The organism is Pseudomonas sp. TWI628 (assembly GCF_039673865.1).
Lineage (GTDB): Bacteria > Pseudomonadota > Gammaproteobacteria > Pseudomonadales > Pseudomonadaceae > Aquipseudomonas.
In genome coordinates this window covers 21,129-44,681 of record NZ_JBDJMM010000036.1, presented here as the reverse complement: position 1 = coordinate 44,681, position 23,553 = coordinate 21,129, and the positions used below count along the sequence as shown (strand labels likewise).

Below are 23,553 nucleotides of genomic sequence, written 5' to 3'. Positions count from 1 at the left end.
ACGTCCGTCGAGTCAGTAAGAAATCAGGAGAGAACTTCGTAAAGGTTGTCGGCCCGGGCGAAATGCACGCGGTTCAGGTCATTGACCGCGAACAGGCGCAGCAGCCAGCGGTCGGCGCCATCGTTCTGTGGCTCGAAACCGTCGCGGGCATGCAGCACACGCTGGTTCTTGAAGACCATGAAGTCGCCCGGCAGCAGCAGGTGCGGCTCATCGAAGCGACGGGTTTCCAGCACGCTGCGCAGGCTGGCCAGCGCCTGCTCGGCCCGCAGGTTGAGACCGTGGGTGTTCTCGCTGTCGAAACGGCACAACCACTCACCAGCATGGCCACGCACCAGGACCGGGAGTTCGGCGGTGCAACGGCGGTTACCGCTAAAGGAGTCCGGCCGGCGGATCTCGAACTGTGGCAGGCACAGTTCGCGCACGGTGGTCGCGGGCAGTGCCGCCACCACGGCATCGAGGCTGACCAGTGTGGTACTGATGCGCGGGTCGCAGCGCATGCCGAAGAACGACAGGTACTCCGGGCAGCACGAAGCGACGCCAAGGGGCTCGGAGGACAGCGGCAGGTCCGGGTTGTCCACGTGATAGGAGAAGCGCAGCCGCGAGCCATGGGAGCTCTTGTGGCTGGATGAATGGCGCGACGGAATCACATGGCGGAACAGCCGGCCATCGTTTTCGCCCTCGTAAACCACCGGGTTGATCCCCATCAGGCTCTGCATGGTCAGGCTGACCAGGCACGCAATTGGCGTGCTGCGCGGGCTGAGCACGCCGGAATAAGGCGTGGGCGGGACATCACGGTCACGCGGGCAATTGCGCACGATCATGCTGGTCAGGTACGGATCCGCGACAAAGCCACGGATCTGTTGGCACAGCGCCTTGCCCAGCACGTCCTGTGCCTGGTCCTTGAGCTGTGGATAGAGTTCCTTGCTTGTCTCGAAGTCAAGCGGTGTGTTGTTCAGCAGGGTTTGCCAGGCGCTGGAGATGACCCAGGGCAGACGGATCTCCAGTGAGGCTTGAAGCTCGGCGCCTTGATGCAGGTGTGCACTTTCCATTTGCAGTGATATTCCATGTTGCTGGCCTGAGGCCAGTCGGTGTCGGCGGCAGATGTTTATGTTTTATGAAGCCGGTCACAGCGGGACGATTGAGCGACAGAAGCCGGGGAAAGGCTAGCGCATTGAATCGACGCAATCATTGTAATTACAAAAATAACATCGACTCAATGTCTTTTATCTTGCGTACCGAGAGACGATTGCATTGATCAGATCAAACCATTGATTTCAAAAGGTTTCTGATTTTTCAACGTGCGACTGTCGGAGCCCAAGCTGCTTGAGCTCCGGTAAGCGTCGCATCTCGAAGCCTGCGACCAGAAGATCGATGCGATTCAATCGAGGTAATTTACGTGTAAGAAAACACAATTACTTCCATCAGACCATTCGTGCTAGGCTTCCGCGTTCTCGCAGATTCTGGTGCCATTTCTATGTGGGTTCCTCACTACAGCGACCTGGCGCAGCCGGTCTACCTGATGATCGCCGACGCCCTGGAACAGGACATCGGCAGCGGCCGGCTGGTGGCTGGCGAACGCTTGCCAACCCTCAAGGACCTGGCCGAGTCACTGGACGTGACGCCCGGCACCATCGGCCGAGCCTATGACGAAGCCGCCAAGCGCGGCCTGGTGGTGGGCGAAGTCGGGCGCGGGACTTTCGTGCTGCCGCAGCGTCAGGCGCAGCCCCCTGCCCCGCCTGCGCCTGTGCGGCCCTTGGCCGTCAGCGCCGAGCGCGACAGCGGGCAGATCGACCTGTCGATCATCAAGCCCAATGACGCCCACATGACCGACTGGCTGCGCGGCGCCATCAACGAGCTGGCCGAGGCGCCCGACCTGGCCCAGGTGCTGGACTATGTCACCGAGGGCGGCCATGCGACGCACAAGCAGGCCGGCGCGGCCTGGATCAGGCGTTGGCTACCCGAAGCCCGCTGGCAGCAGGTGGTGCTGACGTCCGGCGCCCAGCATGGTTTGCTGGTGGCCATCAGCAGCCTGTCGAAGAGCGATGATGTGGTGCTGTGCGAGTCGTTCTGCTACCCAGGCATCATCTCCCTGGCCCACAGCATGGGCCGTCGCTTGCGTGGCGTGGCCGTGGACGAGTTCGGCCTGATTCCCGAGGCCCTGCGTGCGGCATGCCTGCAACATCGCCCTTCGCTGCTGGTTTGCGTCACGACGCACCAGAACCCGACCAACTCGATCATGCCCCACGCGCGGCGCGAGGCCATTGCGCAAATCGCTCGCGAGTTCGACCTGTTCATCGTCGATGACGACATCTACGGCTTTCTCGAACCCGCCCCGGATTACCAGCCGCTTGCCGCCTATGCCCCTGAGCGCTCGGTTTACCTCACCAGCCTGTCCAAAAGCGTGCTGCCGGCGCTGCGCATCGGCTACCTGTACGCCCCGCCGCAAACCCTCTCGCGGCTGTCGTCGATGGTCCGCAGCAGCGTCTGGATGCCATCGCCGCTGATGGCCCAGCTGGCCAGCAACCTGATCAACAGTGGCATGGCCGACCAGTTGGTGCAGGTGCAGCGCGAGGAGGCCGCTGCCCGCCAGCATATGGCGTGCGAGATCCTCGGCAAGTACAAGATCCGCAGCCAACCCAACAGCTTCCACATCTGGCTGGAGCTGCCCGAGCCCTGGACCAGCGACGAGTTCGCCAATCTGGCGCGCAACAATGGCGTCACGGTGGTCAGTGGCAGCCAGTTCCTGCCCGAGCGCAGCCACGCCACATGTGGGGTGCGCATTGCCTTGATGGCCCCCAGCCGCCAGGAGCTGGGCTTTGCCCTGACCAAACTGGCGAGCCTGCTGGATTCGCCAGAGCCACGGCTGTTTTATTGAATTGACCCTACGAGCGTTGAGACGGCAGGCATAAAAAAACCCAGGGCAAATGCCCTGGGTTTTTTGTTCCAGCCAGACGCCAGACCGTTCAATCAGAACGGAATATCATCATCGAAGCTGTCAAAGTCAGCCGCTGGCTGCGGTGCTGGCTGCTGCGGCGCCGGGCGCTGTTGCTGCTGCGGGCGCTGAGCCTGCTGGCGTGGCGGAGCCTGGTTGTACTGTTGCTGCTGACCGCCACCCTGGTTGTAGTTGCCGCCACCCTGATTGTACGGGTCACCGCCCTGCTGCTGGCCCTGCGGACGACCGCCGAGCAGCTGCATGGTGCCGTTGATGTCGACGATGATCTCGGTGGTGTAACGCTTGATGCCGTCCTTTTCCCACTCGCGGGTCTGCAGCTTGCCTTCGATGTAGCACTGCGAGCCTTTGCGCAGGTATTCGCCGGCAATTTCGGCGACCTTGCCGAACAGCGACACACGGTGCCACTCGGTACGCTCGACCTTCTGGCCCGACTGCTTGTCGGTCCACTGCTCGCTGGTAGCCAGGCTCAGGTTGGTCACGGCGTTACCGTTGGGCAGGTAGCGGACTTCGGGATCCTGGCCACAGGTGCCGACCAGAATGACTTTGTTAACCCCACGGGCCATAACGTTCTCCTAGGCTTCGCACGCCGAAGAGGCTGGATTCACCAGTCGCTCGAGGGTCGCACGGTCCAAAATTTTCGTATCCAGTTTGATATAGATGGCGGCTTCATCTGCCACCACCACGGCGTCGGTCACACCCGGCACGGCCATCAGGCGCTCGGTCAAGCCGGCTTCCCGAACTGCCTCTGGCGTCAGCGGCATGCGCAAACTGGTCACATACGGCGGCTCGTTCATGCGCAAGGCGACGACCAACCAGATGGCACACAGGATTGCGCAACCAAGGAACACCATGTTCAGCCCACCGTGCTGGAACAGCCAGCCACCGAGGATTCCTCCCAGGGCGGCGCCGAGGAACTGGCTGGTGGAGTACACCCCCATCGCCGTCCCCTTGCCACCAGCAGGCGACACCTTGCTCACCAGCGAAGGCAACGAAGCCTCCAGCAGGTTGAATGCGGTAAAGAATACCACGGTGCCAATCACCAGTCCGCGCAAACCGTCAGCCCACTGCCAGAAGAACACTTCCGTCAGCAGCAGCACACTGACCGCACCGGCCAACACACGTTTCATCTTGCGCTTTTTTTCGCCGTAGATGATGAACGGGATCATTGCAAAAAATGAGATCAGCAGCGCGGTCAGGTACACCCACCAGTGCTGTTCCTTGGGCAGGCCGCCGCGTTCGACGAATGCCAGAGGCAGCGCGACGAAGCTGGCCATGAGGATGGCGTGGAGGATGAAAATGCCCGCATCCAGGCGCAGAAGGTCCGGATGACGCAGGGTCGGGCCGAGCGCCTGGCGCGCCACACCCGACTCGCGGTGCTGCAAGGTGCTGTGTGTATTGGGGACGACGAAGGCAATCAGCAGGATGCCGACCAGGGCAAGTCCTGCGGTGGCCAGGAACAATCCTGACAAGCCGAAGTGGCTCGTGAGCAATGGGCCGATAACCATGGCCACGGCGAACGACAAGCCGATGCTCATGCCGATCATCGCCATCGCTTTGGTCCGGTGCTGCTCGCGGGTCAGGTCCGAGAGCAAAGCCATGACTGCCGCGGAAATCGCCCCTGCACCCTGCAGGATACGCCCGGCGATTACCCCCCAGATGGAGTCTGCCTGGGCCGCCAACAGGCTGCCCAGGGCGAAGACCACCAGCCCCAGGTAGATGACCGGGCGGCGGCCAATGCGGTCGGAAATCATCCCGAACGGGATCTGCAACACTGCCTGGGTCAGGCCATAGGCGCCAATGGCCAGGCCGATCAGCGCGGGCGTGGCGCCGGCCAGGTCCATGCCGTAGGTGGCCAGCACCGGCAAGACCATGAACATGCCCAGCATACGAAAGGCAAAGACCAGGGCCAGGCCGCTAGCAGCGCGGGTTTCGCCGCTGCTCATGCGCTCGTTGTGGGTGTCGTGCATGGATAAACCTCGTGTGAACCGGCGGCGATTCTATCAGTCCGACAGCTTGACGGCATCTACGCGACGCTTTGCCGCGTACTGGCAGCGCGCCGTATACTTCCTTGTTTATGCCCGCCAAGCGAGGCCGCAGTGGACAAGATCCTGATTCGTGGGGCGCGTACCCACAACCTGAAGAACATCGACCTGACCCTGCCGCGGGACAAGCTGATCGTGATCACCGGCCTGTCCGGATCCGGCAAGTCGTCCCTGGCGTTCGACACCCTCTACGCCGAGGGCCAGCGCCGCTACGTGGAATCGCTCTCGGCCTATGCCCGGCAATTCCTGTCGATGATGGAAAAGCCCGACGTCGACACCATCGAAGGCCTGTCGCCGGCCATTTCCATCGAGCAGAAGTCGACGTCGCACAACCCCCGCTCCACGGTGGGCACCATCACCGAGATCTACGATTACCTGCGCCTGCTGTATGCCCGCGTGGGTACGCCACGCTGCCCGGACCACGACATTCCGCTGGAAGCGCAAACGATCAGCCAGATGGTCGACCTGGTGCTGGAACGCCCGGAAGGCAGCAAGCTGATGCTGCTGGCCCCGGTGGTGCGCGAGCGCAAGGGCGAACACCTGGCGGTGTTCGACGAGCTGCGCGCACAGGGCTTCGTCCGTGCGCGGGTCAACGGCAAGCTGTATGAGCTGGACGAACTGCCCAAGCTGGACAAGCAGAAAAAGCACAGCATCGACGTAGTGGTGGACCGTTTCAAGGTCCGCGCCGACCTGCAGCAGCGCCTGGCCGAGTCGTTCGAGACCGCGCTGAAGCTGGCCGACGGCATCGCCCTGGTGGCGCCCATGGACGACGAGCCAGGTGAAGAGATGATCTTCTCGGCACGCTTCGCCTGCCCGCTGTGCGGCCACGCGATCAGCGAACTGGAGCCGAAGCTGTTCTCCTTCAACAACCCTGCCGGCGCCTGCCCGACCTGCGACGGCCTGGGCGTGAAGCAGTTCTTCGACACCAAGCGCCTGGTCAACAGCGAGCTGACCCTGGCCGAAGGTGCGATTCGCGGCTGGGACCGGCGCAACGTTTACTACTTCCAGATGCTTGGCTCGCTGGCCGCGCATTATGGCTTCAGCCTGGAGGAGCCGTTCGGCCAACTGTCAGCCGAGCACCAGAAGGTGATCCTGCAGGGCAGCGGCAAGCAGAGCGTCGACTTCAAGTACCTCAACGACCGTGGCGATATCGTCAAGCGCTCGCATCCGTTCGAAGGCATCGTGCCGAACCTGGAGCGCCGCTACCGCGAAACCGAGTCGGCCACCGTGCGTGAAGAGCTGGCCAAATTCCTCGGCACCCAGCCCTGCCCGGACTGCCGTGGCACCCGCCTGCGCCGCGAAGCCCGCCATGTGTGGGTTGGCGAGAAGACCCTGCCGGCGGTGACCAACCTGCCGATTGGTGAAGCCAGCAACTACTTCGGTGACCTGACCCTGACCGGCCGCCGCGGCGAGATCGCGGCGAAGATCCTCAAGGAGATCTGCGAGCGCCTGCAGTTCCTGGTCAACGTCGGCCTCGACTACCTGACCCTCGACCGCAGTGCCGATACGCTGTCTGGCGGTGAAGCCCAGCGTATCCGCCTGGCCAGCCAGATCGGTGCCGGCCTGGTCGGGGTGATGTACATCCTTGATGAGCCGTCCATCGGTCTTCATCAACGGGACAACGACCGCCTGCTGGCCACCCTCAACCACCTGCGCGACCTGGGTAACACCGTGATCGTGGTAGAACACGACGAGGACGCCATCCGCCTGGCCGACTACGTGGTGGACATCGGCCCGGGTGCCGGTGTGCACGGTGGCCAGATTGTCGCCGAGGGTTCGCCGCAGGAGGTCATGGACCACCCTGATTCGCTGACCGGCAAGTACTTGTCCGGGCGCAAGAAGATCGTCGTGCCGGCCCAGCGCACCCCGCGCGACAAGAAGCTGCAGCTCAAGCTCAAAGGCGCGCGCGGCAACAACCTGCAGAACGTCGACCTGGAAATCCCGATCGGCCTGCTGACCTGCGTGACCGGCGTGTCCGGCTCGGGCAAGTCGACGCTGATCAACAACACCCTGTTCCCGCTCGCCGCCACTGCCCTCAACGGCGCGAGCAGCCTGGAGGCCGCGCCGCACAGCAGCATGGACGGCCTGCAGCATCTGGACAAGGTGGTGGACATCGACCAGAGCCCGATCGGCCGCACGCCGCGCTCGAACCCGGCGACCTACACCGGCATCTTCACGCCGATTCGCGAGCTGTTCTCCGGCGTGCCGGAATCGCGCTCGCGCGGCTACGGCCCGGGGCGCTTCTCGTTCAACGTCAAGGGCGGCCGGTGCGAGGCTTGCCAGGGCGACGGCCTGATCAAGGTCGAGATGCACTTCCTGCCGGACATCTACGTGCCGTGCGACGTGTGCAAGAGCAAGCGCTACAACCGCGAAACCCTGGAGATCAAGTACAAGGGCAAGAACATCCACGAGGTGCTGGAAATGACCATCGAGGATGCCCGCGAGTTCTTCGATGCGGTACCGGCGCTGGCGCGCAAGCTGCAGACGCTGATGGACGTGGGGCTTTCGTACATCAAGCTGGGGCAGTCGGCGACCACGCTATCTGGTGGTGAGGCGCAACGGGTGAAGCTGTCCCGTGAGCTGTCCAAACGCGACACCGGCAAGACCTTGTACATCCTCGACGAGCCGACCACCGGCCTGCACTTCGCCGACATCCAGCAACTGCTGGACGTGCTGCATCGCCTGCGTGACCACGGCAACACCGTGGTGGTGATCGAGCACAACCTGGATGTAATCAAGACCGCCGACTGGCTGGTGGACCTGGGGCCGGAAGGCGGATCCAAGGGTGGGCAGATCATCGCCTGTGGTACGCCGGAAGAACTGACCAAGATGAAGCAGTCGTATACCGGGCATTACCTCAAGCCACTGCTGGAGCGTGACCGGGCCTGACAGTTGCCGGTGACATGAAAAAGCCCCTGGTACCGTTGGTGCCAGGGGCTTTTTCGTGAAGCTGTGGATAACTTACATCTGCGACTGCAGGTAGTTCTCCAGGCCGATGGCCTTGATCAGGCCCTGCTGCTTCTCCAGCCAGTAGGTGTGATCTTCTTCGGTGTCAGCCAGCTGCGCGCGCAGGATGTCGCGGCTGATGTAGTCCTTGTGCAACTCGCACAGCTCAATGCCTTTGCACAGCGCGCCACGCACCTTGTACTCCAGCTTGAGATCGGCCTCGATCATTTCCGGCACGGTGCTGCCCACTTCGAGGTCGTCCGCGCGCATGTCGGGAGTGCCTTCGAGCATCAGGATACGGCGCATCAGGGCATCAGCGTGCTGGGTCTCTTCTTCCATCTCGTGGTTGATACGCTCGTAGAGCTTGGACAAGCCCCAGTCTTCGTACATACGCGAGTGGATGAAGTACTGGTCGCGTGCGGCCAGTTCGCCCTTCAGCAACGTGACGAGGTAGTTGATTACGTCCGGGTGACCTTGCATCGCCCTGATTCTCCCTGTGAAAACGACTAATGCACATAGTGTGAACCAGCTTTTGCACGAGGTCACTGAAAACCGCGCAATTAGAAGCAAAAAATCGGTTAAACAGTAGTGATATTCATTGAAAAACCGCCCAAATGAGGGCGGTTCTACTTATCACTTCGACTTAAGCGAGATTCACGCCCAATGCCTTGGCGATACCTTCGCCGTAGGCTGGGTCGGCCTTGAAGAAGTACTGCAACTGACGCTGGATCACATCGTCGCTCACGCCCGCCATGGTGCCGGCAATATTGCTGATCAGCAGAGTCTTCTGTTCATCACTCATCAGGCGGAACAACGCCCCGGCGTGGCTGTAGTAGTCGTTGTCATCGCGGTGGTCGTGGCGGTCCGCCGCGCCGCTGAGAGCCAATGCGGGTTCAGCATGGCGTGGCGACTGCTTTGGCGCATCGGCGTAGCTGTTGGGCTCATAGTTCGGCGCACTGCCGTAGCTGCCCATGGCCATCGAACCGTCACGCTGGTAGCTGTTTACCGGGCTGCGCGGGGCGTTTACCGGCAGCTGCTGGTGGTTGGTGCCCACACGGTAGCGATGTGCATCGGCGTAAGCGAATACGCGCCCCTGCAACATGCGGTCAGGCGACAGGCCGACACCCGGAACCATGTTGCTCGGGCCGAACGCAGCCTGCTCCACTTCAGCGAAGTAGTTGAGCGGGTTGCGGTTGAGCTCCAGCACACCGACTTCGATCAGCGGGTAGTCCTTCTGCGACCAGGTTTTGGTCACATCGAACGGGTTCTCATCGCGGTTGGCCGCCTCGGCCTCACTCATTACCTGGATGCATACGGTCCAGCGCGGGAAGTCGCCACGCTCGATGGCCTCGAACAGGTCCCGCTGGGCGTAGTCCGGGTCGGTACCGGCCAGGCGGGCTGCGTCAGCCGGGGCCAGGTTCTTGATGCCTTGTTGGGTCTTGAAGTGCCATTTGACCCAGGTGCGCTCGCCTTGGGCATTGATCAGGCTGTAGGTGTGGCTACCGAAGCCGTGCATGTGCCGGTAGCCGTCCGGGATACCACGGTCGGAGAACAGGATGGTGACCTGGTGCAGTGCTTCAGGCGAGTGCGACCAGAAGTCCCACATCATCTGAGCGTTCTTCAGGTTGGTTTGCGGGTGGCGCTTCTGGGTGTGGATAAAGTCCGGGAACTTGAGCGGGTCGCGGATGAAGAACACCGGCGTGTTGTTGCCAACGATGTCCCAGTTGCCTTCCTCGGTGTAGAACTTCACCGCAAAGCCACGAGGGTCGCGCTCGGTATCCGCCGAGCCGCGCTCGCCACCGACCGTCGAGAAGCGCAGGAAAGTCTCGGTCTGCTTGCCGATCTGTTCGAACAGCTTGGCGCTGGTGTACGAGGTGATATCGCGGGTGACGGTAAAGGTGCCGTAGGCTCCGGAGCCTTTGGCGTGTACACGGCGCTCGGGGATGTTCTCGCGGTTGAAGTGGGCGAGCTTCTCGATCAGGTGGAAGTCGTCGAGCAGCAGCGGGCCGCGCGGGCCAGCGGAACGGGAATTCTGGTTGTCGGCTACAGGTGCACCGCTGGCGGTGGTGAGAATCTTGCTCATGGGCTCTCCTTATCGGTCTTCGAGTGCCGACTAAACGGCTTGAGAAGGAGTATCGACGAGCGGTAGTTTCAGAACAAATTCATTACATAACTTGTATCAATAGAAATAAACAATACATGCAGACACAAAAAACCGGGCACTAGGCCCGGTTCTTTGTAGCAGACAGAACGTCTTACTCAGCAGCTTCTACAGCACCGCCGACCGGACGATCAACCAGCTCGACATACGCCATAGGCGCGTTGTCGCCAGCGCGGAAACCGCACTTCAGGATGCGCAGGTAGCCGCCCTGACGGGTGGCGTAACGCTTGCCCAGGTCGTTGAACAGTTTGCCAACAGCGGACTTCGAACGGGTACGGTCGAAGGCCAGACGACGGTTAGCAACGCTGTCTTCCTTGGCCAGGGTGATCAGCGGCTCGGCAACGCGGCGCAGTTCCTTGGCTTTCGGCAGGGTGGTTTTGATCAGCTCGTGCTCGATCAGCGACACTGCCATGTTCTGGAACATAGCCTTGCGGTGAGAGCTGGTACGGCTCAGGTGACGTCCACTTTTACGATGACGCATGATTCATTCCTTACCAAACACTACGTTCGGTGATTACGACGATCAGGCGGTCGCCTTGTCGTCTTTCTTAAGACTTGCAGGCGGCCAGTTGTCGAGGCGCATGCCGAGAGACAGACCACGAGAGGCCAGGACGTCCTTGATTTCGGTCAGGGACTTCTTGCCCAGGTTAGGAGTCTTCAACAGCTCTACTTCGGTACGCTGAATCAGGTCGCCGATGTAGTAGATGTTCTCCGCCTTGAGGCAGTTGGCCGAACGTACAGTCAGTTCCAGGTCGTCAACCGGGCGCAGCAGGATCGGATCGATCTCGTCTTCCTGCTCGACTACGACAGGCTCGCTGTCACCTTTGAGGTCGACGAACGCGGCCAGCTGCTGTTGCAGGATGGTCGCAGCGCGGCGGATAGCCTCTTCAGGATCCAGGGTGCCGTTGGTTTCCAGATCAATGACCAGCTTGTCCAGGTTGGTACGCTGTTCAACACGGGCGTTTTCGACCACATAGGCGATACGACGCACCGGGCTAAACGAAGCGTCCAGCTGCAGACGGCCAATGCTCCGGCTTTCGTCTTCGTCGGTTTGACGGGAGTCAGCCGGCTCGTAACCGCGACCACGAGCTACGGTGAGCTTCATGTTCAGGGCGCCGTTGGACGCCAGGTTCGCGATTACGTGATCGGGGTTGACGATCTCGACATCGTGATCCAGCTGAATATCGGCAGCGGTAACCACCCCCGAACCCTTTTTCGACAAGGTCAGCGTAACTTCGTCACGACCGTGCAGTTTGATAGCCAGGCCTTTCAGGTTCAACAGGATTTCAATTACGTCTTCCTGAACACCTTCGATCGCGGAGTACTCATGGAGTACGCCATCGATCTCGGCCTCGACTACTGCACAGCCAGGCATGGAGGACAACAGGATGCGGCGCAGCGCGTTGCCCAGGGTATGGCCGAAACCACGCTCGAGAGGCTCGAGCGTAATCTTGGCGCGGGTCGGACTGACTACCTGCACATCAATATGGCGGGGAGTCAGGAACTCATTTACCGAAATCTGCATGGATGCACCTATTTTCTAGCCCTTACTTGGAGTAGAGCTCGACAATCAGGTTTTCGTTGATGTCGGCAGACAGATCGCCACGAGCTGGAACGTTCTTGAAAACGCCCGACTTCTTAGCGGAATCTACGTCTACCCACTCAACGCGGCCACGCTGGGCGCACAGTTCAAGGGCTTGAACAATGCGCAGCTGGTTCAGCGACTTCTCGCGAACCGCGACCACGTCACCCGGACGAACTTGGTAGGATGGAATGTTTACAGTCTTACCGTTGACGCTGATCGCTTTGTGCGAAACCAGCTGACGGGACTCGGAACGAGTCGAGCCGAAGCCCATACGGTAAACGACGTTATCCAGACGGCACTCGAGCAGTTGCAGCAGGTTCTCACCGGTTGCGCCTTTTTTCGAGGCAGCAGCTTGGTAGTAACCGCGGAACTGACGCTCCAGAACACCGTAGATACGACGGACTTTTTGTTTCTCGCGCAGCTGGGTACCGTAGTCGGACTGACGGCCACGGCGCTGGCCGTGGATACCTGGGGCTGCTTCGATGTTGCACTTCGATTCCAGAGCGCGAACGCCGCTCTTCAGGAACAGGTCGGTGCCTTCACGACGAGACAGTTTGCATTTTGGACCAATGTAACGTGCCATTCTTCTGTCTCCTGATTACACGCGACGCTTCTTCGGCGGACGGCACCCGTTATGCGGGATTGGCGTCACGTCGGTGATGCTGGCGATCTTGTAGCCGCAGCTGTTCAATGCACGAACGGCGGATTCACGACCTGGACCTGGACCCTTGACGTTGACGTCGAGGTTCTTCAGACCATATTCCAGCGCAGCTTGACCAGCACGCTCAGCAGCAATCTGGGCTGCGAACGGGGTGGATTTGCGCGAACCACGGAAACCCGAACCACCGGAGGTAGCCCACGACAGAGCATTGCCCTGACGGTCGGTGATGGTCACGATGGTGTTGTTGAAAGACGCATGGATGTGGGCGATGCCATCAACCACTGTCTTTTTGACTTTCTTACGAGGACGAGCAGCAGGTTTTGCCATGTCTATATTCCCGGGCGGTTACTTGCGGATCGGCTTACGCGGGCCCTTACGGGTGCGTGCGTTGGTCTTGGTGCGCTGACCGCGAACCGGCAGACCTTTACGATGACGCAGGCCACGGTAGCAGCCCAGGTCCATCAAGCGTTTGATCTTCATGTTGATGTCACGACGCAGGTCACCTTCGGTGGTGAACTTCGCGACTTCGCCACGCAGGGTTTCGATTTGCTCGTCGCTCAGATCCTTGATCTTTGCGGCTGGGTTGACACCAGCGTCTGCACAGATCTTCTGCGCAGTTGTGCGACCGACACCATAGATGTAGGTCAGCGAGATAACAGTATGCTTGTTATCTGGAATGTTGACGCCTGCAATACGGGCCATTCAGTGGGACTCCAATTGACAGCTACCTACGCCCCGGAAGCCAAGAAATAGGGCGCGAGATAATATCGCTGTAGAAACGAATAATCAACCCAGCAGCACACTAGCTGCTGGGTTTGAAGCGCAGATCACACTCAGCCTTGGCGCTGTTTGTGACGCGGTTCCGCGCTGCAGATCACTCGTACGACGCCTTCGCGACGGATGATCTTGCAGTTACGGCACAGCTTTTTCACCGATGCACGAACTTTCATTACCGACTCCTCGAACCTTAGGGGCGTATCAGCGCAGCAGACCGCTGCCGCCGTAGCCTTTCAGGTTGGCTTTCTTCATCAGGGATTCGTACTGGTGCGAAACGAGGTGCGATTGTACTTGGGACATGAAGTCCATCACAACCACTACCACAATCAGCAACGAGGTCCCGCCAAGGTAGAACGGCACATTTGCTGCCACCACCAGGAACTGGGGCAGAAGGCAGACGGCCATCATGTAAAGAGCACCGAACATGGTCAAACGAGTCAGAACGCCATCAATGTAGCGCGCAGACTGCTCACCAGGACGGATACCCGGAATAAAGGCACCGGACTTCTTCAGGTTTTCCGCTACGTCTTTCGGGTTGAACATCAACGCTGTGTAGAAGAAGCAGAAGAAAATGATCCCTGCACTAAACAGCAGAATGTTCAACGGCTGACCAGGAGCGATCGACTGCGAGATGTCCTGCAGCCAGCCCATACCTTCGGACTGACCGAACCAGGCACCCAGCGAAGCCGGGAACAGCAGAATGCTGCTCGCGAAAATGGCCGGGATAACCCCCGCCATGTTCACCTTCAGCGGCAAGTGGCTGGTCTGCGCGGCAAAGACCTTGCGGCCCTGCTGACGCTTGGCGTAGTGAACGGCGATACGACGCTGACCACGCTCAATGAACACCACGAAACCGATGATCGCTACTGCAAGCAAACCGATTGCGACCAGGGCGAAAATGTTGATATCGCCTGTGCGTGCAGACTCGAAAGACTGCCCGATTGCTCTCGGAAGACCGGCAACGATACCTGCGAAGATCAACATCGAGATACCGTTACCCACACCGCGCTCGGTGATCTGCTCGCCCAGCCACATCATGAACATCGCGCCTGCCACGAAGGTGGAGACGGCAACGACATAGAAGCCGAGACCTACAGAAAACGCCACGCCCTGGTTGGCCAGGCCAATGGACATGCCAATGGCTTGAACCAGTGCCAGGATAACGGTGCCGTAGCGGGTGTACTGGCTGATCTTGCGACGGCCAGCTTCACCTTCCTTCTTCAACTGCTCCAGTTGCGGGCTGACCGCCGTCATCAGCTGCATGATGATCGATGCCGAGATGTACGGCATGATCCCCAGTGCAAAGATGCTCATGCGCTCAAGCGCGCCACCGGAAAACATGTTGAACAAGCTAAGAATGGTCCCCTCATTCTGCCGAAACAGATCCGCCAGACGGTCTGGATTGATGCCAGGAACCGGGATATGCGCACCTATCCGATAGACGATGATCGCCATGAACAGAAAGCGCAGACGAGCCCAGAGTTCCGACATCCCGCCCTTACCGAGCGAAGAGAGAGCACCTTGCTTAGCCATTTATTCCTCGAATTTGCCGCCAGCTGCTTCGATAGCCGCACGCGCACCCTTGGTGGCTGCGATGCCCTTGATGGTGACTGCGCGAGTAACTTCGCCAGACAGCATGATTTTCACACGCTGAATGTGCTGGTTGATCACGTTGGCATCCTTCAGGGACTGCACGGAGATCACGTCGCCTTCCACTTTGGCCAGCTCGGACAGACGCACTTCAGCGCGGTCCATGGCTTTCAGGGAAACGAAGCCGAACTTCGGCAGACGACGGTGCAGCGGCTGTTGACCGCCTTCGAAGCCAGGAGCGATCGAACCACCGGAACGGGAGGTCTGACCCTTGTGGCCACGGCCGCCGGTCTTACCCAGACCGCTACCGATACCACGACCTGGACGATGCTTCTCGCGACGGGAACCCGGCGCTGGACTCAGATCATTGAGTTTCATCGATTAGCCCTCGACCTTCAGCATGTAGTAAGCCTTGTTGATCATCCCGCGGTTCTCGGGAGTATCCTGGACTTCTACAGTGTGACCGATGCGACGCAGACCCAGACCTTTAACGCACAGTTTGTGGTTAGGCAGGCGGCCCGAGACGCTCTTGATCAGCGTTACTTTTACGGTTGCCATGATTAGAAGATCTCCTCAACGCTCTTGCCGCGCTTGGCAGCAATGGACTCAGGAGATTGCATGGCTTTCAGACCCTTGAAGGTGGCGTAAACCACGTTCACTGGGTTGGTCGAACCGTAGCACTTGGCCAGGACGTTCTGAACACCAGCAACTTCCAGGACGGCACGCATGGCGCCGCCGGCGATGATACCGGTACCTTCCGAGGCAGGCTGCATGTAAACCTTCGAGGCGCCGTGGGCAGCCTTGGTGGCGTACTGCAGGGTGGTGCCCTTCAGGTCAACCTGGATCATGTTGCGACGAGCAGCTTCCATGGCTTTCTGGATCGCAGCAGGTACTTCGCGCGATTTGCCACGGCCGAAACCAACGCGACCCTTGCCATCACCAACCACGGTCAGCGCGGTGAAGGTGAAGATACGGCCGCCTTTAACGGTTTTGGCTACGCGGTTAACTTGAACCAGCTTCTCGATGTAGCCTTCGTCGCGCTTTTGATCGTTATTTGCCATAACTTAGAACTCCAGCCCGCCTTCACGAGCAGCATCAGCCAGCGCTTTGACGCGGCCATGGTACTTGAAGCCGGAACGGTCAAAGGCAACTTGAGATACACCGGCGGCTTTCGCACGCTCAGCTACCAGCTTGCCAACCTTAGTGGCCGCGTCGATGTTGCCAGTGGCGCCATCACGCAGGTCTTTGTCCAAGGTCGAGGCGCTTGCCAGAACCTTGCTGCCGTCGGCCGAAATGACCTGGGCGTAGATGTGCTGCGAGGAGCGGAACACGCACAGGCGCACGACTTCGAGTTCGTGCATCTTGAGACGTGCTTTGCGAGCGCGACGCAGTCGAATAACTTTTTTGTCGGTCATTTGCTAGGCCCTACTTCTTCTTGGCTTCTTTACGACGGACTGCTTCGTCCGCGTAACGCACACCCTTGCCTTTGTAAGGCTCTGGCGGACGGAACCCGCGGATTTCAGCGGCCACCTGACCTACCAGCTGCTTGTCGATACCCTTGATCAGGATGTCGGTCTGGCTAGGCGTTTCAGCGGTGATGCCGGCTGGCAGTTCGTAGTCCACTGGGTGAGAGAAGCCCAGGGCCAGGTTCAGGACGGTGCCTTTGGCCTGTGCCTTGTAACCAACACCGACCAGCTGGAGCTTACGCTCGAAGCCTTGGCTTACGCCTTGGACCATGTTGTTGACCAGAGCGCGGGTAGTACCGGCCATGGCACGAGCTTGCTGGTCACCATTGCGAGCGACGAAACGCAGCTCACCAGACTCTTCGGTAACTTCAACAGACGAGTGAACGTTCAGTTCGAGAGTGCCTTTGGCACCCTTCACCGAAAGCTGCTGGCCAGCGAATTTGACTTCGACACCAGATGGCAGCTTAACGGGGTTCTTAGCGACGCGAGACATGTCTATCCCCCCTTAGAACACTGTGCAGAGAACTTCGCCGCCGACACCGGCAGCGCGCGCAGCGCGATCAGTCATCACACCTTTGTTGGTGGAGACAATAGACACGCCCAGGCCGCCACGTACTTTCGGCAGCTCAGTGACGGACTTGTACTGGCGCAGGCCTGGACGGCTGGAGCGCTTCAGTTCCTCGATGACCGGACGGCCTTCGAAGTACTTCAGTTCGATCGACAGGGAAGGCTTGGCTTCACCAGTAACCTGGTAGCCAGCGATGTAACCTTCGTCCTTCAGAACTTTGGCAACCGCAACCTTCAGAGTGGAGGAAGGCATGCTTACGACGGACTTTTCAGCCATCTGGGCATTACGGATGCGAGTTAGCATGTCCGCTAACGGGTCCTGCATACTCATGGGCTAGATGCTCCTGATACAAGAAATATTAGCCTTGCGGCTATCACAACCACCCGAACGGGCAGGGTAAAAAACCCAGGCTCGGGTGAGCCGGTCATTCTAGACATAAGGCAGAAACGAAACAAGCCCCACGAGGGGGCTTGTTTGTTGGCGAGGTCACCGGCGGTCGGAAGATTGCTCCCCTCCCACCGGGATCACACCTGCAGCAATTACCAGGAGGCTTTGACCAGGCCTGGTACGTCACCGCGCATTGCAGCTTGACGCAGCATGTTACGGCCCAGGCCGAACTTACGGTATACACCGTGAGGACGACCGGTCAGGCGGCAACGGTTGCGCAGACGCGCAGCGCTGGCATCACGTGGCTGCTTCTGCAGAGCGACAACGGCAGCGAAACGCTCTTCTGGAGAGGCGTTCAGGTTGACGATGGTCGCTTTCAGCTCAGCACGCTTTTTGGCGAACTTGGCTACCGTGAGCTGACGCTTCAGCTCGCGGTTTTTCATGCTCTTCTTGGCCATTATCCTACTCCAATCAGTTGCGGAACGGGAATTTGAATGCACGCAGCAGAGCGCGGCCTTCGTCATCCGAACGAGCAGTGGTGGTCAGGGTGATGTCCAAACCGCGCAGAGCATCGATCTTGTCGTAATCGATTTCCGGGAAGATGATCTGCTCTTTCACGCCCATGCTGTAGTTGCCACGACCGTCGAAGGACTTGGCATTCAGGCCGCGGAAGTCGCGAACCCGAGGCAGGGAGATCGCCAGCAGGCGGTCCAGGAATTCGTACATCTTGTCGCTACGCAGGGTCACCTTGACGCCGATCGGCCACCCTTCACGGACTTTGAAGCCCGCGATGGATTTACGAGCGAAAGTCACGACCGGCTTTTGACCGGTGATCTTTTCCAGGTCAGCAACAGCGTGCTCGATGACTTTCTTGTCGCCGATCGCTTCGCCCAGACCCATGTTCAGGGTGATCTTGGTAACGCGCGGAACTTCCATCACGTTCGACAGCTTAAGTTCTTCCTTAAGCTTAGGAGCGATTTCGTTCCGGTAAATCTCTTTCAGTCGTGCCATGGTCTTCTACCTAGCAGTGTTCAAGCATCAACCGCTTTTTGGGTCGACTTGAAGACACGAATTTTCTTACCGTCTTCTACTTTGAAACCAACGCGGTCAGCCTTGTTGGTTTCGCCGTTGAAGATGGCAACGTTGGAAGCGTGCAGAGGCGCTTCTTTTTCGACGATACCGCCCTGAACGCCCGCCATCGGGTTAGGCTTGGTATGACGCTTGACCAGGTTCACGCCACCGATAACCAGACGGTCATCAGCCAGAACCTTCAGCACCTTACCGCGCTTACCTTTGTCTTTGCCGGCGATCACGATGATCTCGTCGTCACGACGAATCTTTTGCATGTCGGATCTCCTTACAGCACTTCAGGGGCGAGCGAGACGATCTTCATGAACTTCTCAGTACGAAGTTCACGGGTCACTGGCCCGAAGATGCGAGTGCCGATCGGCTCTTGCTTGGTGTTCAGCAGAACAGCAGCGTTGCCGTCGAAACGAATGATGGAACCGTCAGCGCGACGTACACCGTGACGGGTACGGACGACAACAGCGGTCATCACCTGGCCTTTTTTGACCTTACCGCGCGGAATTGCTTCCTTGACGGTTACTTTGATGATGTCACCGATGCCGGCGTAACGGCGGTGCGAACCGCCGAGCACCTTGATGCACATGACGCGACGAGCGCCGCTGTTATCGGCCACATCGAGCATGGATTGAGTCTGAATCATAAAATTTCTCCGACCCCTAGCCCTTAGACTTCAACAGCGCGTTCGAGGACTTCAACCAGTGCCCAGGACTTGGTCTTGGCCAGCGGACGGGTTTCACGGATGGAAACCTTGTCGCCGATTTTGCACTGGTTGGATTCGTCGTGCGCGTGCAGCTTAGTCGAACGCTTAACGTATTTACCGTAGATCGGGTGCTTTACGCGACGCTCGATCAGAACGGTGATGGTCTTGTCCATTTTGTCGCTGACGACACGGCCAGTCAGCGTACGGACGGTTTTTTCAGCTTCAGCCATGATCACTTACCTGCCTGCTGGTTAAGCACAGTTTTCACGCGAGCGATGTCACGCTTAACTTGCGAGAGCAGGTGCGACTGCCCCAACTGGCCAGTTGCTTTCTGCATACGCAGATTGAACTGGTCGCGCAGCAAGCCGAGCAGTTGCTCATTCAGTTGCTGTGCAGATTTTTCACGAAGTTCATTCGCTTTCATCACATCACCGTCCGCTTAACAAAGGAGGTGGCGAGAGGCAGCTTTGCAGCAGCCAGGGCGAAAGCTTCGCGCGCCAGCTCTTCAGAAACACCCTCGATCTCGTACAGGACTTTGCCTGGCTGGATCTGGGCAACCCAGTATTCCACGGAGCCCTTACCTTTACCCATACGAACCTCGAGAGGCTTCTTGGAGATCGGCTTGTCCGGGAACACACGGATCCAGATCTTACCGCCACGCTTAACGTGACGGGTCAGCGCACGACGTGCGGACTCGATCTGGCGAGCGGTGAGGCGACCGCGAGCAACAGCTTTCAGGGCGAATTCGCCGAAGCTGACTTTGCTACCGCGCAGTGCCAGACCACGGTTGTGGCCAGTCATCTGCTTGCGGAATTTTGTACGCTTTGGTTGCAACATTTGGCGTACCCCTTACTTAGCAGCTTTTTTACGAGGCGCTGGTGCTTGTGGTTTCAGTTCTTCTTGGCGACCACCAATAACTTCGCCTTTGAAGATCCAAACCTTCACACCGATCACACCGTAAGTGGTGTGAGCTTCGTAGGTGTTGTAGTCGATATCGGCACGCAGGGTGTGCAGAGGCACACGACCTTCGCGATACCACTCGGTACGAGCAATCTCAGCACCGCCGAGACGACCGCTCACCTGGATCTTGATGCCCTTGGCACCAATACGCATGGCGTTCTGTACGGCGCGCTTCATGGCACGACGGAACATTACGCGGCGTTCCAGCTGCTGAGCTACGCTCTGCGCAACCAGCATAGCGTCGAGTTCCGGCTTGCGGATCTCTTCGATGTTGATGTGCACAGGCACACCCATCTGCTTGGTCAGGTCCTGACGCAGCTTCTCGACATCTTCACCTTTCTTCCCGATAACGATACCTGGACGAGCGGTGTGGATGGTGATGCGTGCAGTTTGAGCCGGACGATGAATATCGATACGGCTTACGGACGCGCTTTTTAGTTTGTCTTGGAGGTACTCACGCGTTTTCAGATCCTTCAACAGGTAATCTGCGTAAGTAGCACCGTCTGCGTACCAGACGGAGGTGTGCTCCTTGACGATTCCCAGGCGAATGCCAGTGGGATGTACTTTCTGACCCATCTGATCGACTCCGTTACTTGTCCGCAACCTTGACAGTGATATGGCAAGACCGCTTGACGATGCGATCAGCACGGCCTTTGGCACGTGGCATGATGCGCTTCAGCGAACGCCCTTCGTTGACGAAGACGGTGGAGACCTTCAGGTCATCAACGTCTGCGCCTTCGTTGTGTTCGGCGTTGGCTACGGCCGACTCGAGGACTTTCTTCATGATTTCAGCGGCTTTTTTGCTGCTGAAGGCCAACAGGTTGAGCGCTTCGCCCACCTTCTTCCCGCGGATCTGGTCGGCGACCAAGCGGGCTTTCTGGGCGGAGATGCGAGCGCCCGACAACTTAGCGGCTACTTCCATTTCCTTACCCCTTAACGCTTGGCTTTCTTGTCAGCCACGTGCCCGCGATAGGTGCGGGTACCGGCGAACTCGCCCAGTTTGTGGCCGACCATGTCTTCGTTCACGAGAACTGGGACATGCTGGCGACCGTTGTGAACCGCGATGGTCAGACCGACCATTTGTGGCAGGATCATCGAACGACGCGACCAGGTTTTAACTGGCTTGCGATCGTTCTTCTCCACCGCCACTTCGACCTTCTTCAACAGGTGAAGATCGATAAAAGGACCTTTTTTCAGAGAACGTGGCACTGTCGTATCCCTCTAGTTACTTGCGACGACGGACGATCATGTTGTCGGTACGCTTATTACCGCGGGTCTTCGCACCCTTGGTTGGGAAGCCCCATGGCGATACCGGATGACGACCACCGGAGGTACGACCTTCACCACCACCATGTGGGTGGTCAACCGGGTTCATGGCAACACCACGAACGGTTGGGCGAACGCCGCGCCAGCGTTTGGCACCAGCTTTACCCAGCGAACGCAGGCTGTGCTCGGAGTTCGAGACTTCGCCCAGGGTCGCACGGCACTCAGCCAGGACTTTACGCATTTCACCAGAGCGCAGACGCAGGGTCACGTAGACACCTTCGCGAGCGATCAGCTGAGCCGAAGCACCAGCGGAACGTGCGATCTGAGCACCTTTACCCGGCTTCAGTTCGATGCCGTGAATGGTGCTACCCACTGGAATGTTGCGCAGTTGCAGGGAGTTACCGGCCTTGATTGGGGCCAGGGCACCTGCGATCAGCTGGTCGCCAGCACTTACGCCTTTAGGGGCGATGATGTAGCGACGCTCACCGTCTGCGTAGCACAGCAGGGCGATGTGAGCAGTACGGTTTGGATCGTATTCGATACGCTCGACAGTGGCTGGGATGCCATCTTTGTCGTTGCGACGGAAGTCGACCAGACGGTAATGCTGCTTGTGACCACCACCAACGTGACGAGTGGTAATGCGGCCATTGTTGTTACGACCACCAGACTTCGATTTTTTCTCGATCAGCGGTGCGTGAGGAGCGCCTTTGTGCAGCTCCTTGTTGACCACCTTGACCACGAAACGGCGGCCAGGGGAAGTCGGTTTGCATTTAACGATTGCCATGATGCACCCCTTCCTTACTCAGCACTGCTGCTGAAATCGAGATCTTGGCCTGGCTGAAGGGAGACGATCGCCTTCTTCCAGTCATTACGCTTGCCCAGACCACGTGCGGTACGCTTGGTTTTACCCAGAACGTTAACAGTCGACACGTTTTCAACTTTTACGTTGAACAGGCCTTCGACAGCTTTCTTGATTTCCAGCTTGGTTGCATCGGTAGCAACCTTGAATACGAACTGGCCTTTTTTCTCAGCCAGAACGGTAGCCTTCTCGGAAACGTGCGGGCCAAGGAGGACTTTGAATACGCGTTCCTGGTTCATCCCAGCAGCTCCTCGAATTTCTTCACGGCCGAGACGGTGATCAACACCTTCTCGTATGCGATCAGACTGACCGGGTCGGAACCTTGAACGTCACGTACGTCGACGTGCGGCAGGTTGCGAGCAGCCAGGTACAGGTTCTGATCAACAGCGTCGGAAACGATCAGTACGTCGTTCAGACCCATGCCGTTCAGCTTGTTCAGCAGATCTTTGGTTTTCGGCGCTTCAACAGCGAAGTCCTGAACCACGACCAGACGGTCGCTACGCACCAGCTCAGCGAGGATGGAGCGCAGGGCTGCGCGGTACATCTTCTTGTTGAGCTTCTGCGAGTGATCTTGAGGACGAGCTGCGAAGGTTACACCACCGCCACGCCAGATCGGACCACGAGTGGTACCAGCACGAGCACGGCCAGTACCCTTCTGACGCCATGGGCGCTTACCGCCACCAGCCACGTCGGAACGGGTCTTCTGCTGCTTGGTGCCCTGACGGCCGCCGGCCATGTAGGCCACGACTGCTTGGTGTACCAGCGTCTCGTTGAATTCGCCACCGAAAGCCAGTTCGGAAACTTCGATCGCCTGAGCGTCATTTACATTAAGTTGCATGTCAGTATCCCCTTAACCGCGAGCCTTGACAGCTGGACGTACAACCACGTCGCCGCCAGTAGCGCCAGGAACGGCACCCTTGACGAGCAGCAGGTTGCGCTCAGCGTCTACGCGAACTACTTCCAGGGACTGAACAGTCACGCGCTCGGCGCCCATGTGACCGGACATTTTCTTGCCCTTGAACACACGACCAGGAGTCTGGCACTGGCCGATGGAACCTGGGACACGGTGCGACACGGAGTTACCGTGGGTGTTGTCCTGGCCACGGAAGTTCCAGCGCTTGATGGTACCGGCAAAGCCTTTACCTTTGGACTGACCAGTAACGTCAACCAGCTGGCCTGCAGTGAAGAGTTCAGCTTTGATCGAGTCGCCAGCCTGGAACTCGCCTTCTTCAAGACGGAACTCCCAGACACCGCGACCAGCGGCAACGTTGGCCTTGGCGAAGTGGCCTGCCTGAGCGGCAGTCACACGCGAAGCACGACGCTCGCCGACAGTGACTTGCACTGCACGGTAGCCATCGGTTTCTTCAGTTTTGAACTGGGTGACACGATTCGGCTCGATCTCAATGACCGTGACCGGAATGGAGACACCTTCTTCGGTGAAAATGCGGGTCATACCGCACTTGCGACCGATTACACCAATAGTCATGTTGTAAACCTCATGAGTGTACGGGGCTTTCACCCGCTATGGCCGCCCATTTCAGAGCGT

The 23,553-nt window shown here is 58.9% G+C and carries 34 protein-coding genes; 2 read left to right on the top strand and 32 right to left on the bottom strand.

Annotated elements, in window-relative coordinates; translation table 11 throughout:
- Positions 1 to 23: 23 nt before the first annotated feature.
- Positions 24 to 1,049, bottom strand: a complete 1,026-nt coding sequence (locus tag ABE528_RS23910) for a TauD/TfdA family dioxygenase (RefSeq protein ID WP_152956287.1) — start codon at positions 1,047 to 1,049, stop codon at positions 24 to 26.
- A gap of 425 nt (positions 1,050 to 1,474) precedes the next feature.
- Here ABE528_RS23910 and ABE528_RS23905 point away from each other — a divergent pair, with 425 nt between their 5' ends.
- The gene (locus tag ABE528_RS23905) at positions 1,475 to 2,875 is read left to right on the top strand and encodes a PLP-dependent aminotransferase family protein (protein ID WP_152956288.1); all 1,401 of its coding nucleotides are present in this window, start codon (positions 1,475 to 1,477) and stop codon (positions 2,873 to 2,875) included.
- A gap of 92 nt (positions 2,876 to 2,967) precedes the next feature.
- Here the strand turns inward: ABE528_RS23905 and ABE528_RS23900 are convergent, their stop codons facing one another.
- Positions 2,968 to 3,516 carry a single-stranded DNA-binding protein gene (locus ABE528_RS23900; RefSeq protein ID WP_103448767.1) on the bottom strand — a complete coding sequence of 183 codons (549 nt, stop codon included), beginning with the start codon at positions 3,514 to 3,516 and terminating at the stop codon, positions 2,968 to 2,970.
- Between the two features lie 9 nt (positions 3,517 to 3,525).
- Entirely contained in the window at positions 3,526 to 4,920 is a 1,395-nt protein-coding gene (locus tag ABE528_RS23895; protein WP_152956289.1) for an MFS transporter, read from the bottom strand.
- A gap of 129 nt (positions 4,921 to 5,049) precedes the next feature.
- Here ABE528_RS23895 and uvrA point away from each other — a divergent pair, with 129 nt between their 5' ends.
- Positions 5,050 to 7,884, top strand: coding sequence for an excinuclease ABC subunit UvrA (gene uvrA, locus ABE528_RS23890; RefSeq protein WP_346654219.1), 2,835 nt, complete (start codon positions 5,050 to 5,052; stop codon positions 7,882 to 7,884).
- A 72-nt stretch (positions 7,885 to 7,956) separates the two neighbouring features.
- Here the strand turns inward: uvrA and bfr are convergent, their stop codons facing one another.
- The 29 genes from bfr to rplC form a co-directional block, all read right to left on the bottom strand.
- Positions 7,957 to 8,421: a bacterioferritin gene (bfr, locus tag ABE528_RS23885; protein WP_003257116.1), complete on the bottom strand. Its 465-nt coding sequence runs from the start codon at positions 8,419 to 8,421 to the stop codon at positions 7,957 to 7,959.
- A gap of 163 nt (positions 8,422 to 8,584) precedes the next feature.
- Complete coding sequence (locus ABE528_RS23880; RefSeq protein ID WP_346654218.1) at positions 8,585 to 10,024, bottom strand: catalase; 1,440 nt, start codon at positions 10,022 to 10,024, stop codon at positions 8,585 to 8,587.
- A gap of 172 nt (positions 10,025 to 10,196) precedes the next feature.
- A complete protein-coding gene (gene rplQ, locus ABE528_RS23875; RefSeq protein ID WP_003255451.1) occupies positions 10,197 to 10,583 on the bottom strand; it encodes a 50S ribosomal protein L17 in 387 nt (128 codons plus the stop codon).
- Between the two features lie 42 nt (positions 10,584 to 10,625).
- Complete coding sequence (gene rpoA, locus ABE528_RS23870; RefSeq protein ID WP_003255452.1) at positions 10,626 to 11,627, bottom strand: DNA-directed RNA polymerase subunit alpha; 1,002 nt, start codon at positions 11,625 to 11,627, stop codon at positions 10,626 to 10,628.
- A 22-nt stretch (positions 11,628 to 11,649) separates the two neighbouring features.
- Positions 11,650 to 12,270: a 30S ribosomal protein S4 gene (gene rpsD / locus ABE528_RS23865; RefSeq protein ID WP_027917844.1), complete on the bottom strand. Its 621-nt coding sequence runs from the start codon at positions 12,268 to 12,270 to the stop codon at positions 11,650 to 11,652.
- Between the two features lie 15 nt (positions 12,271 to 12,285).
- Positions 12,286 to 12,675 carry a 30S ribosomal protein S11 gene (gene rpsK, locus ABE528_RS23860; protein ID WP_003255454.1) on the bottom strand — a complete coding sequence of 130 codons (390 nt, stop codon included), beginning with the start codon at positions 12,673 to 12,675 and terminating at the stop codon, positions 12,286 to 12,288.
- An 18-nt stretch (positions 12,676 to 12,693) separates the two neighbouring features.
- Positions 12,694 to 13,050, bottom strand: coding sequence for a 30S ribosomal protein S13 (gene rpsM, locus ABE528_RS23855; protein ID WP_003255457.1), 357 nt, complete (start codon positions 13,048 to 13,050; stop codon positions 12,694 to 12,696).
- Between the two features lie 131 nt (positions 13,051 to 13,181).
- Positions 13,182 to 13,298 carry a 50S ribosomal protein L36 gene (rpmJ, locus tag ABE528_RS23850; protein ID WP_002555468.1) on the bottom strand — a complete coding sequence of 39 codons (117 nt, stop codon included), beginning with the start codon at positions 13,296 to 13,298 and terminating at the stop codon, positions 13,182 to 13,184.
- A gap of 28 nt (positions 13,299 to 13,326) precedes the next feature.
- Entirely contained in the window at positions 13,327 to 14,658 is a 1,332-nt protein-coding gene (secY, locus tag ABE528_RS23845; protein WP_016393394.1) for a preprotein translocase subunit SecY, read from the bottom strand.
- On the bottom strand, positions 14,659 to 15,093 hold the full coding sequence (gene rplO / locus ABE528_RS23840; protein WP_003255461.1) for a 50S ribosomal protein L15: 435 nt from the start codon (positions 15,091 to 15,093) through the stop codon (positions 14,659 to 14,661). It lies immediately after the preceding gene.
- 3 nt (positions 15,094 to 15,096) lie between these two features.
- A complete protein-coding gene (rpmD, locus tag ABE528_RS23835) occupies positions 15,097 to 15,273 on the bottom strand; it encodes a 50S ribosomal protein L30 (protein WP_003255463.1) in 177 nt (58 codons plus the stop codon).
- 2 nt (positions 15,274 to 15,275) lie between these two features.
- Positions 15,276 to 15,776, bottom strand: coding sequence for a 30S ribosomal protein S5 (gene rpsE / locus ABE528_RS23830; protein ID WP_003255465.1), 501 nt, complete (start codon positions 15,774 to 15,776; stop codon positions 15,276 to 15,278).
- A gap of 3 nt (positions 15,777 to 15,779) precedes the next feature.
- On the bottom strand, positions 15,780 to 16,130 hold the full coding sequence (rplR, locus tag ABE528_RS23825) for a 50S ribosomal protein L18 (protein ID WP_003255467.1): 351 nt from the start codon (positions 16,128 to 16,130) through the stop codon (positions 15,780 to 15,782).
- Positions 16,131 to 16,140: 10 nt separating this feature from the next.
- Entirely contained in the window at positions 16,141 to 16,674 is a 534-nt protein-coding gene (rplF, locus tag ABE528_RS23820; RefSeq protein ID WP_054887033.1) for a 50S ribosomal protein L6, read from the bottom strand.
- 12 nt (positions 16,675 to 16,686) lie between these two features.
- Positions 16,687 to 17,079, bottom strand: a complete 393-nt coding sequence (gene rpsH, locus ABE528_RS23815) for a 30S ribosomal protein S8 (RefSeq protein ID WP_019097628.1) — start codon at positions 17,077 to 17,079, stop codon at positions 16,687 to 16,689.
- A gap of 209 nt (positions 17,080 to 17,288) precedes the next feature.
- A complete protein-coding gene (gene rpsN, locus ABE528_RS23810) occupies positions 17,289 to 17,594 on the bottom strand; it encodes a 30S ribosomal protein S14 (RefSeq protein WP_012316516.1) in 306 nt (101 codons plus the stop codon).
- A 13-nt stretch (positions 17,595 to 17,607) separates the two neighbouring features.
- Positions 17,608 to 18,147 carry a 50S ribosomal protein L5 gene (gene rplE / locus ABE528_RS23805; protein ID WP_003255474.1) on the bottom strand — a complete coding sequence of 180 codons (540 nt, stop codon included), beginning with the start codon at positions 18,145 to 18,147 and terminating at the stop codon, positions 17,608 to 17,610.
- A gap of 20 nt (positions 18,148 to 18,167) precedes the next feature.
- A complete protein-coding gene (rplX, locus tag ABE528_RS23800) occupies positions 18,168 to 18,482 on the bottom strand; it encodes a 50S ribosomal protein L24 (RefSeq protein ID WP_003255476.1) in 315 nt (104 codons plus the stop codon).
- 11 nt (positions 18,483 to 18,493) lie between these two features.
- Positions 18,494 to 18,862, bottom strand: a complete 369-nt coding sequence (gene rplN / locus ABE528_RS23795) for a 50S ribosomal protein L14 (RefSeq protein ID WP_008089810.1) — start codon at positions 18,860 to 18,862, stop codon at positions 18,494 to 18,496.
- A gap of 23 nt (positions 18,863 to 18,885) precedes the next feature.
- Positions 18,886 to 19,152, bottom strand: coding sequence for a 30S ribosomal protein S17 (rpsQ, locus tag ABE528_RS23790; RefSeq protein ID WP_008089812.1), 267 nt, complete (start codon positions 19,150 to 19,152; stop codon positions 18,886 to 18,888).
- Positions 19,153 to 19,154: 2 nt separating this feature from the next.
- Entirely contained in the window at positions 19,155 to 19,346 is a 192-nt protein-coding gene (gene rpmC / locus ABE528_RS23785; protein WP_002555481.1) for a 50S ribosomal protein L29, read from the bottom strand.
- Positions 19,346 to 19,759 (bottom strand): 50S ribosomal protein L16, encoded by a 414-nt coding sequence (gene rplP, locus ABE528_RS23780; RefSeq protein WP_003255479.1) that lies wholly within the window; start codon positions 19,757 to 19,759, stop codon positions 19,346 to 19,348. The genes rpmC and rplP overlap by 1 nt, the downstream gene beginning before the upstream one ends.
- 12 nt (positions 19,760 to 19,771) lie before the next feature.
- Positions 19,772 to 20,458 carry a 30S ribosomal protein S3 gene (gene rpsC, locus ABE528_RS23775; RefSeq protein ID WP_003255481.1) on the bottom strand — a complete coding sequence of 229 codons (687 nt, stop codon included), beginning with the start codon at positions 20,456 to 20,458 and terminating at the stop codon, positions 19,772 to 19,774.
- A gap of 13 nt (positions 20,459 to 20,471) precedes the next feature.
- Positions 20,472 to 20,804 carry a 50S ribosomal protein L22 gene (rplV, locus tag ABE528_RS23770; RefSeq protein ID WP_003103908.1) on the bottom strand — a complete coding sequence of 111 codons (333 nt, stop codon included), beginning with the start codon at positions 20,802 to 20,804 and terminating at the stop codon, positions 20,472 to 20,474.
- Positions 20,805 to 20,815: 11 nt separating this feature from the next.
- Positions 20,816 to 21,091: a 30S ribosomal protein S19 gene (gene rpsS / locus ABE528_RS23765; protein ID WP_003255482.1), complete on the bottom strand. Its 276-nt coding sequence runs from the start codon at positions 21,089 to 21,091 to the stop codon at positions 20,816 to 20,818.
- A gap of 16 nt (positions 21,092 to 21,107) precedes the next feature.
- Positions 21,108 to 21,932 (bottom strand): 50S ribosomal protein L2, encoded by an 825-nt coding sequence (gene rplB / locus ABE528_RS23760; protein ID WP_003255483.1) that lies wholly within the window; start codon positions 21,930 to 21,932, stop codon positions 21,108 to 21,110.
- Positions 21,933 to 21,946: 14 nt separating this feature from the next.
- Positions 21,947 to 22,246 (bottom strand): 50S ribosomal protein L23, encoded by a 300-nt coding sequence (rplW, locus tag ABE528_RS23755; protein ID WP_003255484.1) that lies wholly within the window; start codon positions 22,244 to 22,246, stop codon positions 21,947 to 21,949.
- Positions 22,243 to 22,845, bottom strand: a complete 603-nt coding sequence (rplD, locus tag ABE528_RS23750) for a 50S ribosomal protein L4 (protein WP_027917846.1) — start codon at positions 22,843 to 22,845, stop codon at positions 22,243 to 22,245. The genes rplW and rplD overlap by 4 nt, the downstream gene beginning before the upstream one ends.
- Before the next feature lie 12 nt (positions 22,846 to 22,857).
- On the bottom strand, positions 22,858 to 23,493 hold the full coding sequence (gene rplC, locus ABE528_RS23745; protein ID WP_027917847.1) for a 50S ribosomal protein L3: 636 nt from the start codon (positions 23,491 to 23,493) through the stop codon (positions 22,858 to 22,860).
- Positions 23,494 to 23,553 lie beyond the last annotated feature (60 nt).

What these genes read in the sequence shown, in the direction of transcription:
- ABE528_RS23910 (WP_152956287.1), bottom strand. Translation starts at nt 1,049, where the DNA reads ATGGAAAGTGCACACCTGCATCAAGGCGCCGAGCTTCAAGCCTCACTG.
- ABE528_RS23905 (WP_152956288.1), top strand. Translation starts at nt 1,475, where the DNA reads ATGTGGGTTCCTCACTACAGCGACCTGGCGCAGCCGGTCTACCTGATG.
- ABE528_RS23900 (WP_103448767.1), bottom strand. Translation starts at nt 3,516, where the DNA reads ATGGCCCGTGGGGTTAACAAAGTCATTCTGGTCGGCACCTGTGGCCAG.
- ABE528_RS23895 (WP_152956289.1), bottom strand. Translation starts at nt 4,920, where the DNA reads ATGCACGACACCCACAACGAGCGCATGAGCAGCGGCGAAACCCGCGCT.
- bfr (WP_003257116.1), bottom strand. Translation starts at nt 8,421, where the DNA reads ATGCAAGGTCACCCGGACGTAATCAACTACCTCGTCACGTTGCTGAAG.
- ABE528_RS23880 (WP_346654218.1), bottom strand. Translation starts at nt 10,024, where the DNA reads ATGAGCAAGATTCTCACCACCGCCAGCGGTGCACCTGTAGCCGACAAC.
- rplQ (WP_003255451.1), bottom strand. Translation starts at nt 10,583, where the DNA reads ATGCGTCATCGTAAAAGTGGACGTCACCTGAGCCGTACCAGCTCTCAC.
- rpoA (WP_003255452.1), bottom strand. Translation starts at nt 11,627, where the DNA reads ATGCAGATTTCGGTAAATGAGTTCCTGACTCCCCGCCATATTGATGTG.
- rpsD (WP_027917844.1), bottom strand. Translation starts at nt 12,270, where the DNA reads ATGGCACGTTACATTGGTCCAAAATGCAAACTGTCTCGTCGTGAAGGC.
- rpsK (WP_003255454.1), bottom strand. Translation starts at nt 12,675, where the DNA reads ATGGCAAAACCTGCTGCTCGTCCTCGTAAGAAAGTCAAAAAGACAGTG.
- rpsM (WP_003255457.1), bottom strand. Translation starts at nt 13,050, where the DNA reads ATGGCCCGTATTGCAGGCGTCAACATTCCAGATAACAAGCATACTGTT.
- rpmJ (WP_002555468.1), bottom strand. Translation starts at nt 13,298, where the DNA reads ATGAAAGTTCGTGCATCGGTGAAAAAGCTGTGCCGTAACTGCAAGATC.
- secY (WP_016393394.1), bottom strand. Translation starts at nt 14,658, where the DNA reads ATGGCTAAGCAAGGTGCTCTCTCTTCGCTCGGTAAGGGCGGGATGTCG.
- rplO (WP_003255461.1), bottom strand. Translation starts at nt 15,093, where the DNA reads ATGAAACTCAATGATCTGAGTCCAGCGCCGGGTTCCCGTCGCGAGAAG.
- rpmD (WP_003255463.1), bottom strand. Translation starts at nt 15,273, where the DNA reads ATGGCAACCGTAAAAGTAACGCTGATCAAGAGCGTCTCGGGCCGCCTG.
- rpsE (WP_003255465.1), bottom strand. Translation starts at nt 15,776, where the DNA reads ATGGCAAATAACGATCAAAAGCGCGACGAAGGCTACATCGAGAAGCTG.
- rplR (WP_003255467.1), bottom strand. Translation starts at nt 16,130, where the DNA reads ATGACCGACAAAAAAGTTATTCGACTGCGTCGCGCTCGCAAAGCACGT.
- rplF (WP_054887033.1), bottom strand. Translation starts at nt 16,674, where the DNA reads ATGTCTCGCGTCGCTAAGAACCCCGTTAAGCTGCCATCTGGTGTCGAA.
- rpsH (WP_019097628.1), bottom strand. Translation starts at nt 17,079, where the DNA reads ATGAGTATGCAGGACCCGTTAGCGGACATGCTAACTCGCATCCGTAAT.
- rpsN (WP_012316516.1), bottom strand. Translation starts at nt 17,594, where the DNA reads ATGGCCAAGAAGAGCATGAAAAACCGCGAGCTGAAGCGTCAGCTCACG.
- rplE (WP_003255474.1), bottom strand. Translation starts at nt 18,147, where the DNA reads ATGGCACGACTGAAAGAGATTTACCGGAACGAAATCGCTCCTAAGCTT.
- rplX (WP_003255476.1), bottom strand. Translation starts at nt 18,482, where the DNA reads ATGCAAAAGATTCGTCGTGACGACGAGATCATCGTGATCGCCGGCAAA.
- rplN (WP_008089810.1), bottom strand. Translation starts at nt 18,862, where the DNA reads ATGATTCAGACTCAATCCATGCTCGATGTGGCCGATAACAGCGGCGCT.
- rpsQ (WP_008089812.1), bottom strand. Translation starts at nt 19,152, where the DNA reads ATGGCTGAAGCTGAAAAAACCGTCCGTACGCTGACTGGCCGTGTCGTC.
- rpmC (WP_002555481.1), bottom strand. Translation starts at nt 19,346, where the DNA reads ATGAAAGCGAATGAACTTCGTGAAAAATCTGCACAGCAACTGAATGAG.
- rplP (WP_003255479.1), bottom strand. Translation starts at nt 19,759, where the DNA reads ATGTTGCAACCAAAGCGTACAAAATTCCGCAAGCAGATGACTGGCCAC.
- rpsC (WP_003255481.1), bottom strand. Translation starts at nt 20,458, where the DNA reads ATGGGTCAGAAAGTACATCCCACTGGCATTCGCCTGGGAATCGTCAAG.
- rplV (WP_003103908.1), bottom strand. Translation starts at nt 20,804, where the DNA reads ATGGAAGTAGCCGCTAAGTTGTCGGGCGCTCGCATCTCCGCCCAGAAA.
- rplB (WP_003255483.1), bottom strand. Translation starts at nt 21,932, where the DNA reads ATGGCAATCGTTAAATGCAAACCGACTTCCCCTGGCCGCCGTTTCGTG.
- rplW (WP_003255484.1), bottom strand. Translation starts at nt 22,246, where the DNA reads ATGAACCAGGAACGCGTATTCAAAGTCCTCCTTGGCCCGCACGTTTCC.
- rplD (WP_027917846.1), bottom strand. Translation starts at nt 22,845, where the DNA reads ATGCAACTTAATGTAAATGACGCTCAGGCGATCGAAGTTTCCGAACTG.
- rplC (WP_027917847.1), bottom strand. Translation starts at nt 23,493, where the DNA reads ATGACTATTGGTGTAATCGGTCGCAAGTGCGGTATGACCCGCATTTTC.